The sequence below is a fragment of the Qipengyuania aestuarii genome (assembly GCF_019711535.1).
Classification (GTDB): domain Bacteria; phylum Pseudomonadota; class Alphaproteobacteria; order Sphingomonadales; family Sphingomonadaceae; genus Qipengyuania; species Qipengyuania aestuarii.
The window spans coordinates 70660-88763 of the sequence record NZ_JAIGNP010000002.1 but is presented as its reverse complement, the minus strand read 5'-3'; the positions used below and the strand labels follow the sequence as shown (position 1 = coordinate 88763).

18 protein-coding genes are annotated in these 18104 nt (G+C 60.8%); 6 read left to right on the top strand and 12 right to left on the bottom strand.

What is annotated here, in order from left to right; genetic code table 11:
* Positions 1-21 precede the first annotated feature (21 nt).
* A complete protein-coding gene (locus K3175_RS14275; RefSeq protein WP_282098251.1) occupies positions 22-156 on the bottom strand; it encodes a hypothetical protein in 135 nt (44 codons plus the stop codon).
* A 607-nt stretch (positions 157-763) separates the two neighbouring features.
* Between K3175_RS14275 and K3175_RS05710 the strand changes: the two genes are divergently transcribed.
* From K3175_RS05710 to K3175_RS05695, 4 genes are all read left to right on the top strand, one after another.
* On the top strand, positions 764-1204 hold the full coding sequence (locus K3175_RS05710) for an RrF2 family transcriptional regulator (RefSeq protein WP_221542439.1): 441 nt from the start codon (positions 764-766) through the stop codon (positions 1202-1204).
* Between the two features lie 114 nt (positions 1205-1318).
* Positions 1319-1486 carry a YezD family protein gene (locus K3175_RS05705; RefSeq protein WP_247710751.1) on the top strand — a complete coding sequence of 56 codons (168 nt, stop codon included), beginning with the start codon at positions 1319-1321 and terminating at the stop codon, positions 1484-1486.
* Positions 1487-1561: 75 nt separating this feature from the next.
* Positions 1562-4033, top strand: a complete 2472-nt coding sequence (locus K3175_RS05700) for a TonB-dependent receptor (RefSeq protein WP_221542437.1) — start codon at positions 1562-1564, stop codon at positions 4031-4033.
* 27 nt (positions 4034-4060) lie between these two features.
* Positions 4061-4852, top strand: a complete 792-nt coding sequence (locus K3175_RS05695) for a sulfite exporter TauE/SafE family protein (RefSeq protein ID WP_221542436.1) — start codon at positions 4061-4063, stop codon at positions 4850-4852.
* Between the two features lie 394 nt (positions 4853-5246).
* Here K3175_RS05695 and K3175_RS05690 read toward each other — a convergent pair whose 3' ends face one another.
* From K3175_RS05690 to kdpF, 6 genes are read right to left on the bottom strand one after another with little or no spacing between them, the layout of a single operon-like run.
* A complete protein-coding gene (locus K3175_RS05690) occupies positions 5247-5945 on the bottom strand; it encodes a response regulator (protein ID WP_221542435.1) in 699 nt (232 codons plus the stop codon).
* Positions 5938-8583 carry a sensor histidine kinase gene (locus tag K3175_RS05685; RefSeq protein WP_221542434.1) on the bottom strand — a complete coding sequence of 882 codons (2646 nt, stop codon included), beginning with the start codon at positions 8581-8583 and terminating at the stop codon, positions 5938-5940. Before K3175_RS05685 ends, K3175_RS05690 begins: the two co-directional genes overlap by 8 nt.
* 12 nt (positions 8584-8595) lie before the next feature.
* Positions 8596-9150, bottom strand: coding sequence for a potassium-transporting ATPase subunit KdpC (kdpC, locus tag K3175_RS05680; RefSeq protein WP_221542433.1), 555 nt, complete (start codon positions 9148-9150; stop codon positions 8596-8598).
* Positions 9151-9177: 27 nt separating this feature from the next.
* A complete protein-coding gene (gene kdpA, locus K3175_RS05675; RefSeq protein ID WP_221542432.1) occupies positions 9178-10836 on the bottom strand; it encodes a potassium-transporting ATPase subunit KdpA in 1659 nt (552 codons plus the stop codon).
* Between the two features lie 20 nt (positions 10837-10856).
* Positions 10857-12881 (bottom strand): potassium-transporting ATPase subunit KdpB, encoded by a 2025-nt coding sequence (gene kdpB, locus K3175_RS05670; protein ID WP_221542431.1) that lies wholly within the window; start codon positions 12879-12881, stop codon positions 10857-10859.
* The gene (gene kdpF, locus K3175_RS05665) at positions 12881-12970 is read right to left on the bottom strand and encodes a K(+)-transporting ATPase subunit F (protein ID WP_197635597.1); all 90 of its coding nucleotides are present in this window, start codon (positions 12968-12970) and stop codon (positions 12881-12883) included. The genes kdpB and kdpF overlap by 1 nt, the downstream gene beginning before the upstream one ends.
* Before the next feature lie 237 nt (positions 12971-13207).
* Here kdpF and K3175_RS05660 point away from each other — a divergent pair, with 237 nt between their 5' ends.
* A complete protein-coding gene (locus K3175_RS05660) occupies positions 13208-13966 on the top strand; it encodes a TorF family putative porin (protein WP_221542430.1) in 759 nt (252 codons plus the stop codon).
* A 355-nt stretch (positions 13967-14321) separates the two neighbouring features.
* On the opposite strand, the gene K3175_RS05655 is transcribed toward K3175_RS05660, so the two are convergent.
* The 3 genes from K3175_RS05655 to K3175_RS05645 form a co-directional block, all read right to left on the bottom strand.
* Positions 14322-14564, bottom strand: a complete 243-nt coding sequence (locus tag K3175_RS05655; protein WP_221542429.1) for a helix-turn-helix transcriptional regulator — start codon at positions 14562-14564, stop codon at positions 14322-14324.
* 68 nt (positions 14565-14632) lie between these two features.
* Positions 14633-14845 carry a hypothetical protein gene (locus K3175_RS05650; protein WP_221542428.1) on the bottom strand — a complete coding sequence of 71 codons (213 nt, stop codon included), beginning with the start codon at positions 14843-14845 and terminating at the stop codon, positions 14633-14635.
* A gap of 108 nt (positions 14846-14953) precedes the next feature.
* Positions 14954-15352, bottom strand: coding sequence for a DUF2384 domain-containing protein (locus tag K3175_RS05645; protein ID WP_221542427.1), 399 nt, complete (start codon positions 15350-15352; stop codon positions 14954-14956).
* A gap of 20 nt (positions 15353-15372) precedes the next feature.
* Between K3175_RS05645 and K3175_RS05640 the strand changes: the two genes are divergently transcribed.
* Positions 15373-15672, top strand: coding sequence for a hypothetical protein (locus tag K3175_RS05640; RefSeq protein ID WP_221542426.1), 300 nt, complete (start codon positions 15373-15375; stop codon positions 15670-15672).
* A 13-nt stretch (positions 15673-15685) separates the two neighbouring features.
* Here K3175_RS05640 and K3175_RS05635 read toward each other — a convergent pair whose 3' ends face one another.
* Positions 15686-16009 carry a hypothetical protein gene (locus K3175_RS05635; RefSeq protein ID WP_221542425.1) on the bottom strand — a complete coding sequence of 108 codons (324 nt, stop codon included), beginning with the start codon at positions 16007-16009 and terminating at the stop codon, positions 15686-15688.
* Positions 16010-16627: 618 nt separating this feature from the next.
* Positions 16628-18103, bottom strand: a complete 1476-nt coding sequence (locus tag K3175_RS05630; RefSeq protein ID WP_247710750.1) for a hypothetical protein — start codon at positions 18101-18103, stop codon at positions 16628-16630.
* Position 18104: the final 1 nt, after the last annotated feature.

Sequence of the window (18104 nt, the reverse complement as noted above, 5' to 3'; positions counted from 1 at the left end):
AAACCAAACCTTCACGAGATTTCAGGTCGTACGGCAAATGACGCCGTCACCCGGGAACAAGTCAATGCCAGCTTCTTCGCGCAGCTCTAACTCGCGGACCTCAACTTCCTCAAGTTGGATGTCTTCGACTTCGAATTCATGACTAATATTTTTCATTCAAATATGCTCCCTTAGATAATAAAATTCGACTCGGCCGCATCGAGATTGAAACTTTCCACCGATCTTTGACAAAAGCAAGTCTATATTTGAATAATTCTCCGCAAATTTTACTCTACTGTAATATAGGTATTAATACTGCAATTAATAAGGGTGAAGGATGCAGGGCACTTTGCCAGTTTATCTACCATCATCACGAGCACACAGCGTCGGACGTAACGGTCCGCCGCCTCCAAACCCTTGGTTACAAGGCAAAGAGTTGGGTGCACGCCCCGCAATCGGGATAACTTAGTTTCCCTCGATCGAAAAAAAGGCGTGAGATAAGCGTATCATCTTTACGCTTGGCTGCCCTGCAATGCCGCTTACCCCGCTGTCAGCGAACGGGCGTATATAGTCGAGCTTTTTGGCCAGCACGATCGTGCGGTTCCGCCATTGGCCCCTATGGATCGGAATGGCTATACCAGACACCCGAACGCCTGTGGATAGGAGATCAAACGGCAAAACCGGGGCCGGGAGCGGATAGTCCGCTGTCGATGAGATTTCATGATATAGCGGCCGTTTTGAGGACGTCCTCGCGCACCGACCGGATTTGGGTTAAGGCATTACAATGCTCTCCCAGAAAACCCGCTATGCCATTCGCGCAATGCAGCATCTGGCCGATCACTACGGAGATGGACCAGTTCAATTGGGCGAGATCGCCGAGGCGCAGAAGATCCCGGCAAAGTTCTTGACCACCATTCTTTCGGAACTCGGGCGTTCGGACCTGGTGGAATCCCAACGTGGCAGGGATGGCGGCTACTGGCTTGCCGCAGCACCGGAGGAGATCACATACGGTGATCTCGTTCGGCTGATGCGAGGATCGGTTGCGCTAGTCCCCTGCGCCAGCCGCAATGCGCACGAAAAGTGTACAAACTGCCTCTCCGAGAACGAATGCCGCCTGCGCGCGTTGATGCTTCAGGTCCGCGATCAGACCGCAGGTCTGCTTGACGCGATCCGCTTGTCCGACCCTATCGCGCCGGTTCCTCATTTCGACGACGCATCCACGTGACCTCCACCTATGCACTGACGCAGAACGTTTCGCCGCATGATTATTGTCAACTGAATTGGTTGAGATTATTTCATTGTTCAGATCAAGGTGATTCGACAACATGGGGACATGCGAATGGCTGGATTGAATGAGAAAGTTACGGAACTTGTGCCCCAGCTGTCCGATCCGCTTGCGCAGGTTGTGCAGGCACTCGGGCAGTTGCGCTTCGGCATGATCCAGCTGACCGTCCACGAGGGCAAGCTTATCCAGCTCGACATTACGGAGAAGCGCCGCTTCACCTGAGCACCCCCAGATCAACCCAACCTGTAGAAGCAGACCGGACCACCGGATGCGGCTCGATTTACTGAAAGCGAGACCATGCATCCGAGAACGCTCATCCGCATCGCGGCGCTGCTGTCGTGCGCAATCCCCTTCACCTCTGCCTTTGCGCAAGTGGCTGACCCCACCGAACCTGAGGCCGCTGAATCCGATCGAGACGAAGCGAGAGCGCAGTCCTCGGTCGGGACTGGGGCGGTCGATAGAGGCGAAATCGTGGTCACCGCACGGCGGCGGCAGGAACGGTCGCAAGACGTGCCGATTGCCGTCTCGGTCGTCGGTGGCGAGCACATCGACGCGACCGGCAGTTTCAATGTGGGCCGGCTGCAGCAGCTGACCCCGACGTTGCAATTCTACAGTTCCAACCCACGCAACTCGGCGGTGAACATCCGGGGCATCGGGGTTCCTTTCGGCCTCACTAATGACGGGATCGAACAGGGCGTCGGCATCTATGTCGACGATGTCTACTATTCGCGCGTCGCATCGGCGACGTTCGACTTCCTCGATGTGGCGCAGATCGAGGTGCTGCGCGGGCCGCAGGGCACGCTGTATGGCAAGAACACCACTGCCGGGGCCATCAATATTGGGACCCGCCAGCCCAGCTTCACACCCGAAGGCAGCCTCGAAGCGTCGGTCGGCAATCTCGCCTTCCGGCAGGTTAAGGCTGCGCTGTCCGGCCCGCTGGGGGACACTCTCGCGGGTCGGGTCGCGCTGTCATACAGCGATCGCGAGGGTACTCTGGTCAATTTCGCGACCGGCGACGACATCAACCAACAGAACAATTTCGGCGTGCGCGGACAGTTGTTGTGGAAGGCGAGCGACGCGCTGGATGTCACGCTGGCGCTCGACTGGAGCCGCCAGAACCCAGAGTGCTGCGGCACGGTGTTTGTCGGCACCGGTAGGACCCAGCGACCACTCGATCGCCAGTTTGCGGCGCTTGCCGCAGCCCAGGTCTACCAGGTGCCGAGCACCGCTCCGTTCGACCGGATTGCCGATCTTGATGCGCCGCTCAGCGCGGTGAACGAACTAGGCGGCGCGGCGCTTAAGGCGAAATGGCAAGTTGGACCGGGCACGCTGACCTCGATCACAGCATGGCGATATTGGGACTGGCTCCCCGCCAATGATCGCGACTTCATCGGTTTGCCGATCACCACGCTTTCGCAGAACCCCTCAAGGCAGGACCAGTACACGCAGGAGCTGCGCTACAGCGCGGACCTCGGTGCGGTCGATTTAGTGCTCGGCGCATTCGGCTTTTATCAGGAAATTCGCACAGAGGGCTCGCAAGCACAGGGACCCGCGGCGAGCCGCTGGCTGATCAGTCCGAGCAATCCGCTGAGCAACGATCCGAACGTGCTCGACGGCCTCACCGCGACGAACGACATCCGGCTCGATAATCTTAGCGCGGCGCTGTTCGGCCAGTTGAGCTGGCATGTGACGGACCGACTGACCGTGCAACCAGGCATTCGCCTCAACTATGATCGCAAGGACGGGTTCTACCAGTCGATCGTGACAAACAGCGACGGCCAACTGATCACTTTCGCCAGCACCGATCCGCGGATCGTCGCGCAGCGCGGGGTGCTTGCTCCGCAGAGTTTCGAGACGACCTTCAGCGACTGGAACCTGAGCTACGATTTTACCGCCAGCTACGATCTGACGGGCGACGTGCTTGCCTATGCGACCTACGCCAAGAGCTTCAAGTCGGGCGGGATCAACCTGAATGGTTTGCCCTCCGACTCGCACGGCAATCCGATCCTCGCTGCGGCGAGCGTCGCGCCCGAAGCCGTCGATCACTTCGAAGTGGGTGTTAAGGCACAGTTTCTCGGCCGCCGCCTGACAGCCAATATCGCAGCATTTCGGACCGATATTTCGGACTACCAGGCACTGTTGACCAATGGGCAGCTGGGCGTGCTGCGCGGCTATCTTGCCAACGCAGAAAAGGTGCGCAGCCAAGGTGTCGAGCTCGATCTGTCGTTCCGACCGAGCGAGCGGTTCAACGCCTATGTCAACGGCGCATATGCCGACGCGACCTATCGCCGCTTCACCGATGCGCCGTGCCCGCCCGAACTCTCCGGCGGAACCACCGCTGCCCCGGGCCAGGTCCCGAGCCCACCCGGCACGCCGAATGGGATCAGCCCTGCGAACTGCGACATATCCGGCCAGCGTCTCCCAGGCATTTCCGAATGGGCGTTTTCATATGGGGCCGAATACAACCATCCGGTCACGTTGCTCGGTGCCGGCGGCCGGCTCTACTTCGGCTACGACGGCTCCTATCGCTCCGACTTTTCGTCCAACCCCTCGCCATCGAGCTACACACAGGTCAACGGATACTTACTGAGCAATTTCCGCCTCGGCTTCCGCAGCGACAGCGGGCTCAACCTGTTCGCCTGGGTGCGCAACGCGTTCGACCAAAAGTATTTCGAACAGCTGCAAATTCCCAGCGGGAACACCGGCTTGATTGTCGGCAATCCTGGCGATCCCCGTACCTTCGGCCTGACCACCGGCTTCCGCTTCTAATCACAGGCGCACGTGGAGCAACTTATCATGTTAGACACCTCCTCGCTGCCGATCCTCGATATCGGCTATATATCCTTCTACGATATCCTGCCGTTTATCCTAATCGGCTTCGCCGCGCAGTTGATCGACGGTGCGCTCGGCATGGCGTTCGGCGTCATTTCGCAAACCCTGCTGATGAGCATCGGGGTGCCACCTGCCGCTGCATCGGCCAGCGTTCACCTGGTCGAGGTGTTCACAACCGGCGCGTCAGGTGCCAGCCACATAATCCAGAGGAATGTTGACTGGGGTCTGTTCAAGCGGCTTGTACCTTTCGGCGTCCTCGGCGGCGTGATCGGCGCGTACCTCCTGTCGAATATCGACGCGTCGGTCGCGCGGCCATTCGTAATGGCCTATCTCGCAATCATCGGTTGCCTGCTGCTGTACCGCGCAATCCGCATGTCCAAGTCCCGCTTCGAAGACCCCAAGACCACGCGGCCGCTTGCACTCGTCGGCGGGTTTCTAGACGCAGCGGGGGGCGGAGGCTGGGGCCCGGTGGTCACTTCCAACCTGCTGATCCAAGGCGGCGAGCCGCGGCGCGTCGTCGGGACGGTGAACACGGCAGAGTTCCTGCTCGCCCTGTCAGTCTCTATCGCTTTCATCACCTCGCTTGGGGTGGCGGCATTCACGCTGGCAACCGTCGGGCTGATCGTGGGCGGGGTCATTGCCGCACCGCTGGGAGCGGTGCTGGTCAAGCGCATCCCCCCGCGCCTGCTGCTGGGTGCCGTGGCCCTGGTGCTTCTGACGACCAGCCTCTATTCGATCGTCCAGGCGCTTGTCTGACACCTATTCGCAGCCGGTCCCTAGATCATGGATGTAGTCGATAAGGTACCTCCAGCTATCGTCCTCCCCGCGCTGCTTGCGAAGATTTTTGGCGATGATCGGGACCGAGCGTTTGAGTTCGCGCGAGGGGCTCAATTGCTTGCTCGCGGTAACGCAAGTGCTGCCCGGTCCGGGATCGCATGGGCTTTGCGTCCGGGTCGGACGGATCGCATGAGGCAGATTCGGCGAGTTGCATGGTGGGCTCAGCATTACGCTACCGGACTTCGCGCTAATGAAGCCGTATAGCTTGGTTTGGACCGCATATAACGGGGGGGTAGCTGGCGAGGACGAAGAGCTGCCGGTCGATTGCGGGGCCGTTAGCAGGCAGTCGGTTCTTTCTTGCAATTAGATCAAATCAGACTCTCAGCCCTTGGTTTACAGCTACACGATAGCCCACGCCTGGTTCGTTCACGATCAGCCGTGGATTGCTAGGATCTTGCTCGATCTTCCGGCGAATGGAGCGGATTGCAACCCGCAGATAGTCCAAATGCTGCCGGTGCGCCGGCCCCCAGACCGTCTCCAGCAGGCTCTCATGCGTGACTACGCGTCCCGGGCGGTCGGCTAACGCCCATAACAGATTGAACTCGCGGGGCGTCAGTTCGACTTTCTCGCCACGTAGAGTGACGGCATGCGTCTCGCGGTCGATTGTGCCATCGGCGAATTCGCGCAAAGCGGTGTCAGCGAGCGGCCCCGCCCTGCGCCGCAGCGCGGAACGGACACGGGCGAGCAGCTCTTCGCTGTCGAAAGGCTTGGTCACGAAATCGTCCGCTCCCAGATCGAGTGCGGCGACCTTTTCTTCGGTCGCTTCGCGCGCGGTCAGGACAATTACCGCGATGCCTAGCGCGGCAAGCTGCGGGACGATCTCGAGCCCGTCGCGGTCGGGCAGGCCAAGGTCGAGCAGCGCCACAATTGGTGACGGCTGAAGCTTTGCGAGCCGTAGTGCCTCGCTTGCGTTCGTCGCCTCGGCATGGCTTATCCCGATGCGGTCGAGCGCGCCGACGAGCAAACGCCGGATCGCGGGCTCGTCGTCGATGATCAGTACGTCGCTACGCATGGTCGGCGGTCTCCTCGGACACGCCCCTAGCCAGGGGCAGCGCGATCGCGAACATTGCGCCGCCGCCTTCGCGATTTTCCGCCGCAATCGAACCACCCACCGCCTCGACGAAGTTTTTCGCAATCCATAGGCCGAGGCCCGAGCCGCCAACGCGATCGGTTCCTTCGAGCCGCTCGAACCGGTCGAACAGCGCAGCAGAGTCCGGCGGCAGGCCAGGGCCCCGGTCGAGCACTCGCAACGCCAAGTCATCGTCCCTGCAATCGAACTCAACCAAAATCTTGCTCGACCGCGGCGAGAATTTGAGCGCATTGTCGATCAGGTTGATCAGTACATGGCGGAGCAGCAGAGCGTCGGTATGGATCAAGGGGCAATCGGCATCGATGGCGGTCTCGACCCTCGTATCGGGGCCGGCCTGCCGCAGATCGCGCAGGACCGCGGCGATCACATCGGTCATGTCTACGCTCTCCATGTTGGGCTGGATCTCGCCATGCTCGATTCTCGAGGCTTCGAGCAGATCGTTCAGGAAGCGCTGCAACCGGCGCGATTCCTCACGTGCGATCAGCACCTCGCTGGCAAATGAGCCTTCTGACGGGATCGCGTCTGTTGCGGCGATCACCGACGTTAACGGCGTGCGCAGATCATGGGCGATACTGCCGAGCAGGGCTCCGCGAAGCTGATCTCGCTGTTGCAGAGCGTCGACCTCGCGCGCTCGCGCTTCGAGCACTAGCCGCTCGTGCGCAAGCGCGGTCTGGTCGACCAGCGAGGCGAGCAGCGTGGCATCGTCGGGGCGGATTACGCGCTGCTGCGACGGCCGTGCGATCCCCAGCACGCCCATCATCCCCAGCGCGGTCTTGAGCGGGTGGAATTGCCAGTCGGCTGCGTTCAGTGTGCCTGTGTCGCGGCCCGCTGGCACGCCGTTTTCGAGCGCCCACTTCGCCGCAGCCTCATCGACCACGTCGAGTTGGCGATAGTGTTCGTTGCCGCGCACTACCAGCCCGTCATCCTCGATCGAAACGATGATCGCCTCCACATCGAGCAGGCCGCCGATCTCGCTGCACGCGACGCGCGCAGTGTCGTCCCGGTCGGAGAGCCCGCCCATCAGCCCTGCGAAGCGCGCCAGCGAGGCGTTGAGCCGGGCAACCCCCGCGCTGGTTTCGGCCTGACGGCGCACCTTGCCAGCCAGCCCGCCGATGATCACTGCCACCGCGAACAGGACGATAAAGGTCACGACGTCTGCCGTACTGTAGATGTCGAGCGTATAGAGTGGCTGGGTGAAGAAGAAATTGTAGCCCAGCGCCGCCCATATCGACGCCCAGATTCCCGGTCGCATGCCGAGAAAGGTTGCGCTGATTATCACCGGCAGCAGCAGGACCAAGTCGATTGCGCTGCGCGAAATGAGCGGCTGGGCAAAATGCAGCCCGAGGATGGTGAAGGCAACCAACCCAAAGGCGAAGATGTTGTTGCGCTGCGAGTAAGGATCTTTGGGCCGCGCCGGCTTCTCGTCCGCTTCTTCGACGGGGACGACGTGGACCGAAACGTCTTTGGCTTTGCGGATCACTTCGTGCGCGATCGAGCCGTGGCGCCACTCGAACCAGCGGCTGCGGCGGCTCTTGCCGATCACGATCTGGCTCGCCCGCAATTCGCGCGCCTGATCGACCAGCGCTTGGCCTACATCGGTCGCCGCGACCGTCATCAGCGAGGCGCCGAGCGACGATGCGAGCGCGAGATTGTCCGCCAATTGCTCTCGTTGCGCACCGTAAACCGCGCGCGCGCTGCCACTTTCGATCACCACCGCGGTCCACGGGGCGTGCAGCATGTCGGCCAAACGTTTGGCCTCGCGCACAACCTGCGCACCGCCCTTGCCAGGGCTAACCGCCACCGTCAGCCGGTCGCCGCAGACAAAACCGCCGCCTTCGCCGCTCAGTTCGAGCTGATTGCTCAACCGCCGATCGACATTGCTCGCGGCGTAGCGCAGCGCGAGCTCGCGCAAGGCGGCGAGCTTGGTGGGGGTAAAGAAGTTGGACAGCGCGCGTCCGGCGGTCTCTGGCAGGTAGATCTTGCCCGCTACCAGCCGTTCGATCAGCGCCTCGGGCGGCAGATCGACGGCGATGATCTCGGCGTGTTCGAGGATATTGTCGGGCACCGTCTCGCGCACGCGGACGTGGGTGATCCCGGCCACGATATCGTTGAGGCTTTCCAGATGCTGGATATTGATGGTGGTTGCGACGTCGATGCCCGAAACAAGCAGTTCGGCGATGTCTTGCCAGCGTTTGGGATGGCGACAGCCAGGGGCGTTGGTGTGCGCCAGTTCGTCGACCAGGATGAGCTCCGGTCGCCGTGACAGCGCCGCATCGATATCGAATTCTTCCAGCCGGTGGCCTTCATGGTCGTAATATCGGCGAGGCATTACTTCCAGCGGCTCAAGCAGGAGCGCGGTGTCACTGCGGCCATGTGTTTCGGCGACTCCCACGACCACGTCGACGCCCTCGGCCTGCCGCCGTGCCGCGTCTTGCAGCATGCGGTAGGTCTTGCCGACGCCGGGTGCCGCGCCGAGGTAGACCGTCAGGCGACCGCGTTCCTCGGCGCGGACCAACCGAAGGAACCGTTCGGCATCGTTGTTGGGCTGCTGGTCGGCCATTGTTCGCCTCGTCTATTCTTCTAGGCGGTCGAGCGCCAGATTGAGTTGCAGCACGTTCACGATACGCTCGGGCGCGAAGATCGCACCCGGCGCGGCGGCCTGCTGCTCGATCAGATCGCGCACCCAGGCTGGATCGAGCCCTCGCGCAGCTGCGACCCGGTCTGCTTGGTATAGTGCCCCGTCGAGCGAGATGTGCGGGTCGAGCCCGCCGCCCGATGCGGCTACCAAGTCCGCCGGAACTGGGTTCCCGGCAGTTGCGCCGTAGCGGGCGACCGTCTCTGCGGCACGCGCGGCGAGGTCCGCGCTGGTGGGCGACAAGTTGCTCCCTGCCGCGCCCATGCCGTCGTAACTGGCGGCCGAGGGTCGCGGCCAGAAATAGCGCGGGCTGCTAAAGTCCTGCGCAACCAGTTCGCTGCCCACGGCCTGGCCGTCCACTTCAATGATCGAGCCATTAGCTTGGTAGGGGGCCATGGTCTGAGCGAAGACGAGCATCAGTCCGGTATAGCCAACCACGCAGATGAGTATCGTCGCCAGCCACAGGCGGAGCGAAGGGAGGACATAGTTCATCGTATCGGTTCCTTGTCTGGGCTGCCGTCAGCGCATTGACGTGAGGTGTTCGGCGATGGGGCCGAGGGCGGCCGCGGGGAAGAAGGTCAGCGCGCCGAAGATCAAAATGGTGATGAACAGCATCACGCCGAAAGTGCTGCTCTCCACGCTCAGCGTGCCCGCGCTTTCCGCACTGCGGCGCTTGGCCATCAGCGAACCGACGATGGCGAGCGGGACAATGATCGGCAGGTAGCGGCCGATCAGCATCACGAGGCCCGTGGCGATGTTCCATGGCACGGTGTTGTCGCCCAGCCCTTCGAACCCGGAACCGTTATTGGCGGCTGCCGAGCTGAATTCGTAGAGGATCTCGGAGAAGCCGTGCGCACCGGCGTTGTTGAGCGTGTCCTGCCCCCAGGCGGTCGCCGCGAACAGCGCCGTGCCGCCGAGGATCAGCACCGGGTGGCTGATTAGCGCCAGCACCGCGAGCCGCATTTCGCGCCCCTCGATCCGATGGCCGAGATATTCCGGCGTGCGGCCCACCATCATGCCCGCGACGAACACCGCGACGACGATGTAGAGGAACATGTTGATCATGCCGACGCCGACGCCGCCGAAGGTCTCATTGAGCCACATGCCTGCCATCGGGACGAGCCCGGTCAGGGGGTTGAGGCTGTCGTGCATCGCACCGACCGAACCATTGCTGGTCGATGTGGTTAGCACCGCCCATAGAGGGCCGGTAGTGGCACCGAGCCGCAGTTCCTTGCCTTCGAGATTGCCGACGTCTTGCGTCACCGGCAGGTCCATGAAGGCTTGGGTCGGAGCGGTCTCGAAGCCGACCGACGCCACGAGCTTGATCAGCAGAAGCGCCGCCATCACGCCGAACACGACCATCGCATGTTTGGGCCGGCCGATGATCCGCCCGAACATCCACACGCAGGCCATCGGGATCAGGATGATCGCGACCATCTCGAACGCGTTCGACCAGAAGGTCGGGTTTTCCAGCGGATGCGTGGAGTTGGGGCCGAAGAAGCCGCCCCCGTTGGTGCCCAGCTGCTTGATCGCGACGAAGGCGGCAGCAGGCCCGCGCGCGATGGTCTGCGCCACGCCTTCCAGTGTGGTGACCTGCGCTGCGCCCTGCAGCGTCATCGGTACGCCGTTCAACGCGATCACCGCCGCGACGATCATCGCCAGCGGCAGCAACACGCAGAATGAAGCGCGCTGCACGTCGACGAAGAAGTTGCCCATGGTAGGCTTGCCCCCGATGCCCCGCGCCAGCGCAGCGAGAGCGGCGATACCGGTCGCCGCAGACACGAACTGCAGCCACATCAGCCCGCCGATCTGGGCCAGATAGCTCCAGGTGCTCTCGGCAGAATAGTGCTGCAAGTTGGTGTTTGTGGTGAAGCTGGCCGTGGTGTTGAACACGAGGTCCAGGCTTGCCGCGCCCTGACCATCCGGGTTGAACGGCAGCATGTGCTGTGTCGCCAGCAGCGCGAAGACGAAGCCGAACATCACGATGTTGAAGGCGAAAAGAGCGATCGAATACTGCTTCCAGTCCTGTTCTGGCGCGCCGCCGACCGTGCGGGCGAAAAGCCCGTCAGCGCTTGCGAAGCGGCCGGAAAAAAGCCCGGCCATGTATATGCCGAGTGGCCATGCCAGCAGCGCGGTGCCGCCGACGATCAGGATGGTGGTGAGAATTGCGGAAAGCATGGGAGTGTCCTTTCGCGGGCCTACGCGAGGCCGAGGCCGGCGACGGCGAGATCGATGAGCTTGATGCCGACGAAGGGGGCGATGACGCCGCCCACGCCGTAGATGCCGAGATTGCGCAGCAGCTGGCTGGCGGCAGGCATCGGGCGATACGCGACGCCTTTGAGCGCCAGCGGCACCAGCAACGGGATGATGATCGCGTTGAAGATGATCGCCGAAAGGATCGCACTCTGCGGGCTGGCGAGCCCCATCACGTTGAGCGTGCCCAGCGCGGGGTAGAGCACCACGAAGATCGCCGGGAGGATCGCGAAATACTTCGCCACATCGTTGGCGATCGAGAAGGTGGTGAGGCTGCCGCGCGTCATCAGCAGCTGCTTGCCGATGCCGACCACCTCGATCAGCTTGGTCGGGTCGCTGTCGAGATCGACCATGTTCCCCGCCTCGCGCGCGGCCTGCGTGCCGGTGTTCATCGCCACGCCGACATCGGACTGCGCGAGCGCGGGGGCATCGTTGGTTCCGTCCCCGCACATGGCGACCAGCTTTCCCTCGGCCTGCTCCTTGCGGATGTAGGCGAGCTTGTCTTCGGGCGTCGCCTCGGCGAGGAAATCATCGACGCCAGCCTCGGCAGCGATGGCCGCGGCGGTTAGCGGGTTGTCGCCGGTGATCATCACCGTTCGGATGCCCATCCGGCGCAGTTCGACGAACCGCTCGCGAATGCCGGTCTTGATGATGTCTTTCAGATGGATCGCACCAAGCAAGCGGCCGTTCTCGACCACGGCGAGCGGCGTGCCACCGGCCTGCGCGATCCGATCGGTGATCTTCTTCAGCGCCAGCACGGTGTCTTCGGGATAGTCACTCAGCTTGAGAACCGCATCGACCGCGCCCTTGCGGATGATGCGGCCAGGCAAGTCGACCCCGCTCACGCGGGTCTGCGCGGTGAAGGCGACCGGTTCCGCATCGCTTGGCAGCGCTTCCTCGCCCCCCGCCAGCGCAACGATCGAGCGACCCTCGGGTGTCGTGTCGGCGAGGCTGGAAAGACGCGCAGCCTCGAGCAGGTCGGTCTCGGCGACACCGGGCAGGGTCACGAACTCGCTCGCCTGCCGGTCGCCGATCGTGATTGTCCCTGTCTTGTCGAGCAACAGTGTGCCGACATCGCCCGCCGCCTCGACGGCACGGCCCGACTTCGCGAGCACGTTGAAGCGGATCAGGCGGTCCATTCCAGCGATCCCGATCGCGGACAGCAGCGCGGAGATCGTAGTCGGGATCAGCGCCACGAACAGGGCGATAAGCACCGGCACCGCGATCGCTCCCCCGGCATAGCTGGCGAAAGCAGGCAGCGTGCCCACCGCGACGAGGAAGATCAGCGTCAGCCCCGTCAGCAGGATCGTCAGCGCGATCTCGTTTGGCGTCTTCTGCCGGCTAGCGCCTTCGACCAGCGCGATCATCCGGTCGAGGAAGCCGCTACCCGGTTCGGCGGTCACTTTCACTCGGATTTCGTCCGAGATCACGGTTGTGCCCGCGGTCACCGCCGAGCGGTCGCCGCCAGCCTCGCGGATCACGGGCGCGCTTTCGCCGGTGATCGCCGCTTCGTTCACGGACGCCACCCCGGCCACCACTTCGCCGTCGGCGGGGATCTGCTGTCCTTCGCAGACCAGCACGATGTCGCCATAGCGCAGCTGGGTCGCGGGGATCTTCTCGGTATCGCCGGTCTTGCCGATCCTGAGCGCGACGAGGCTCTCTTTCGTGTCGCGCAGCGCTTTGGCCTGCGCCTTCCCGCGCCCTTCGGCGAGCGCTTCGGCGAAGTTGCCGAACAGCACGGTCAGCCACAGCCAGAAGACCAGCTGGGCTTGGAAGCCGATATCTTCGGCCCCGGTGGCAATTCCTCGCAGTAGGATCACCGTCGCAGTTGTGGCGACGATCGCGGTGACGAACATGACCGGATTGCGCACCAGCGTGCGCGGGTCGAGCTTGGCGAAGGAGTCGCGCATCGCGGGGACAACCAGCTCGCGCTGGAACAGCCCGGTTTGGCCAGAGGTTGCGCGCTCCATCAGAAGCGCTCTGGCCGCAGGAGGACTGCAGTGAGGTAGGCCAGCAGCCCGAGCGCCACGAGCCCCACAAGGATAAGATCGAATGTCATGCGAAACAGCTCCTTATTCGGGAGCCGCTCTGGACCTCGCGCGCATGAAAATTCGCGGGGCTATCGCGTGCGGTGGAATTAAAAGAGCGTGAAAATACGCCAGCTTCGTTAGGCTTTCATGCGGATTTCACGGGCCACCCCGGCGATCCGCATGGCAATTTAACGGGCGAAATGAGGAGAGACCATGTGCACGGTGCGGCGATGGTCGCCGCCCTTTCATCAAGGACAGATTCCCCGATGCGCTTGATCTGCCTCGCCGCCCTTGCGGCCTCGCTCGCTACGCCCGCTTTCGCTCAGGATGTGCAGGAGAAAACGGTCCAGACCGAGGCCGATGCTGTCACTGTCTCGGGCGGAACGGCGCTGGTATCCTCCTACCGGTTTCGCGGGATCGACCTGTCGGACGAGAAAGTGGCGGTGCAAGGATGGGTCAGCGTCACCCACGAGAGCGGCCTTTATGCCGGCACCTGGGCTTCGAGCGTCGACGGATTCGGCGAGCTCGGCGGCTCCAATGTCGAGCTAGATCTTTACGCCGGCTACAAAACCGAGGTTGCCGACGATGTCACGCTCGATGGCGGGGTGATCTATTATGCCTATCCGGGCTCGACGGGCGGGGAATTCGAGTTCTTCGAGCCCTATGCCAAGCTCGCTCTGGCGGCAGGTCCCGCCGCTTTTACGCTCGGCGTTGCGTACGCACCCGCGCAGGATGTGATCGGGGGCAACGACAATTTCTATGTCTCCGCCGATGCCGCGCTGCCGATCGAGGGCACTCCGTTTGCGTTGGACGCGCATGTCGGACGATCGGAAGGCGAGACCGCGCTCACCCCCGGAGGGGGCTATACCGACTGGTCGCTGGGCGCGAGCGCAAGCTGGAACACCCTCACCGCGCGCGTCGCCTATATCGACACTGACATCTCCGATTTCAGCGCGCTTGCAGCTGGCGCGACACCGGACATTGTCGACGCCGCCTTAGTTGTCTCGCTGACGGCCGCCTTCTGAACTCAAGCCGCACTGTGCAGGACGGCGATCTGCGAAGAGCGGATCGTCCTATCCTGTGCAGCGCGGTCATCTCTCGAGAGCCACGGCACTTTAAAGGCAGATCAAATTCGGCATCGGCGACGGACCTGTCCTAATCGTTGAGTTGCAAGAACGGCCGCTTCCGGGGTTTGCCTTGCGGCGCTCGAACGTCTGGAATTGGGGCGCAGAGCGGACGTCTTGAGACACGCTGGTGCCAAATTGCGGGGTCTGATCAACTGGCCCTAAACAGCTGGCAGCGGCCTCCGAACCTTGTGCTATTTGGCTGGAGGTGGGACCCGGCTGATGTTGAGTGACGATGCCTTTAGCTTCGCCCGCGTTAGATCGTGCCACGACTGCATTCGAAGCAACTTCGCTGCCGATATTTCAATACCTTCTCGAAGTGCATTGCCATCAAAGGCGTGAGGCGAGCATTGCCCTTTATCACTTTGCTTAGGGCTGACCGAGTCACCTGAAGGTGATCGGCAGCACCCGTGACCGTCATACCATAGGGTTTGATCACCTGATCGCGCAGCCACGGCCCGGGATGGATTGCAAAGCTCTCGTGCAATTCTACCGCCACGAACAAAAACCCTTCTATCTAGATCCGCGACCCTTGAACCGTTTCACCGCGCGCTGTCTGGCGCTCATTCAGTTGCGTTCGCGTTCTTCTCCGAGCAGGTACCGGGTGTTGAGGGTTTCGGCGACCGAACCTTCGACGATCGCCTCGAGCGGAGTGACGATTGCGGATGTGTGGATGCACCTTCCATCGACAAATCGGTTATTGCGATCGTTGGTCACGATCCCGATTAGAAGATACGTGCCTGGGTAGGCAGCCAGCGGTAGAATGATCCAATCATGCAAGACGGGATCGTACCGTTGTCCTGATGCTGCTTTCGCAATGGTGGGTGAATCGCGCGCGCTCACGCCACGTGCCGATGGTGATAGGCGGCAAGCGGGCATAGGGCTCGCTCATCTGTAGCGTTCGCTCAGCAAGTACCGAGCGACATCTTCCAAGGCCTTGCGATTTCCGCTCGCCATCAGGGACATTGCGCACTTGCCTTGAAATAACGGAGCTCGATTGGGCGCTCGCACCCAGCCTTTCGATCGCTCATGGTTGAGTAGGATTACCAGCGAGGCGTAGATCGAGAGGACACAGCCAATGCCTTCCAAAACGTCTTCAGGTAGCGAAACATCTTCGCCGGCTCGCGCACGCTCCATCCAATCCTGCAGAACTTCTTCGTCGTCGACTCCGAGTAGCAAGCATTGCTCTGAAACGGTCATGTCCCAATGCGCTGCGATATTGCCGAAAACCTGGAGACAAACGCTATCGCGGTTCGCACTTTCGGAACCGATCGAGGGCTTGCTCATCAAGCGCGTTCGAGAGGTGTTTGGCCATCGAGCCACGGATGGATCTTATTCATAAAGAAGACGGTCCTCAAAAGATCGCCTGCGAAAAGGCGCGTTGCAGCTTCCAAAGCAGCGCGGTCGGAGCGGTCGTCAACAGCTCCCAAAAGCGGAACACCCTCCCGAAGATGAGAAATGGCTTCGGCGCGGTCACCAACGTCAAGAAGCGTCGCCAGATTGGGACATTACTTGATGGATCTCTCCTCGATGGAAGATGGACTTGGTCGTTCGGGAAGGTCTTGGCCTACTCTTGGATCGACAATGGTTCGCTGATCAGGCTGTAGGTTCGGAGAGGCTTCAATCGTCGCGGCCCGCCATGACGGCCAGAGGACTCCACTCCAAGTCCTGAGGTCGATCTCTGATTACCCATCCTGTAGGGAGATTAAGCTTAAGACGACCCGTGCCGAAGTGCTCGATCACATCGTTCCACTGCAATTTATAGAGTTGAATAAACCCTTTTTGGTCGACAATTTGCGTGCGCTCGCCCTTTCTCCAACCGAGAAAGGAGATAGTGAGGTCACTGATTTCGTCGAGCTTCTCATCTTGCAGCAAGAGAGACACCGCATGAGCGGTGTTGTCGAGTTCGGTAACCGGGAAACGGCCATTGAAACCAAAATGCATGCCAGTCCTCCAAATGTTTGGGGCGGACCGGCGGAGCCGGGTGCTGCTAAGCCTGGGCTGTCGCGCCAGGTCCGTCGCCTTTAGGCGAGCCTTGGACATACGCGACGGCCACCCGGCCGCTTGAAAAGCGACCGGCCGACAGCGTCAGGGGTTAGCAGGCCCCACCGCTGGGACTCACCAGCGATTTCCAATGCGTCGCAGAACATTTGGAGCGATGCAAGAGCCTTCCAGAATCTTCCTGATATGCGCAAAAATGGACGAAGATCGCTCGTTCTCGTCCCATTTCGTGACATTTGGTCAAACAATTGCATCTAAACGATAATGCGTGAGGGCGTCCGTCAAATTTTGCCAAAAATGGCCTACAAATCGATCGATCTACCCCCCTATCGAGCCGCGACCTCGACCTCATTTGGAACGCGCTCAAATTTGCGCTAATTACCCGATGTCAGAGATATCACGATAAGGACCATTATCGTGCCTACTGGACATTATCGACGTATTTGTTTTGTTCCGGCGGGATTGCATGTGTCAACCTTCCCCACATCAACCTAAGGTTCCGGTAGTCTTCGCCGCAATAATGGATTCCCGGACTGTAGCGTCCGAATTGCGCACGCTAGTCTATGCGCTTAGCTTGGCAGGTATGATGTCGTACAACTGGCGTTTTTCGCGCTTAAGATACTGCTTCAGGACTTTTCCTTTGCTCGCAGGCGAGGGGGTCCTTTTGTTGACCGCGAGGTTCGCAGACAATGCATCGGCCACGCTCTTACGGCACCAATAGGTACTGATATGTCGGGAAACGTCGTGTTCTATCGCGGGATGTATTCCGCAGTTGATTAGCTTCGACGTGACGTCGTGGTAGTTCAAATTGGTCCTGCGCATGAGTTCGCGTGACCCGATGTAGCGGTCGTGAAAAGTTGTCGCAGAGTCGAGATGGAAAAGCTTTCGGAATTTGTAATGAGGCGAGAAATGTCTCTCTAACAAGCCTGCCTCCGCGCATCCCGCTATCGATCCCTTATGCAATCCAGTGATCTCGGCAACGCGGCCTGATGAGCAATAGATCACCCCGTCCTCGTAATAGTATCCCAGCATCGCCTCGAGCGGAATTGCGAAGCCGGCAAGACCGACCCCATTGACCCGAAAACAACTGATCTCACCCGCCAAAATGTGGGGGCACAACGACGCAAGCTTGACCCGCCTTGCAGTCGAAATATCAGAAAGTCTGACGAGGTCCAAAACCCCGTCATTAGCGATGCTCACGTCATCCAGTCGCGATAATAGAGTATCGACGCTCGCAGTGAAATATCTGGACGCCTTGCGCGCGGGAGACATTTCGAGCAGCCCTGCGGCGACCAGTTCTCTGGAGAGCGTTTTACGGGTCCCCAAGCGTTCTTGAATATCGTCGGCAGAAGAGAATTGCTGCTCCTGGGTGATGTAGTTCTCCACCGATGTCCGGCTCACGTAGCAATATGTATTTTTTCCGCGAACCTCGGATCGCCCCTCCAACTTTCCTTCTTCAATGAGTAGTTTGATCTTTCCCTCAGCAACCCCGATAAGGTTAGCGGCATGCCGAGGAATGAGGATGTGATCTGGGGGAGTTTCGCCAGAGAAATAACTACCTTCTCCAGCTAGCGGTATTCGGTCCCACCTGCTCCACATGTAATCATAAACGGCCTTGCGTACCGCAGGGACGCGACCCAACTCGTTTCTTACTCGAGATAGCCAGCCACCGAAGCGCTGTGGGCCAACTTTTGACTTGTCCGGATCGACCCGCTCTTCAATCCACCCATGAAATCCGTCAGGCCAATTGCATAAAACCGATGCGGATCGGTCAGACCATTGCGCAATGGTCTTCTCGGACAATTCAAATTCATTAGAGAGTACGTCGCGACGTAAGTCTACGCCAGGCCGATTAGGTGCTCCAAACAAGCGGATTGCATCCATGGTAAGACCACCGATATCCGACAGAACTGGCGGAAAAACTTCCCCATCGCCCGTTTCCATGAGGCGCGCGATTGCCAACGTGGATTCGTCGGCAGTTGTGCAAGGAGCATCTGCATGTTTTGCGCCGCAGGCATAACAAGATGCCAAGGCCACG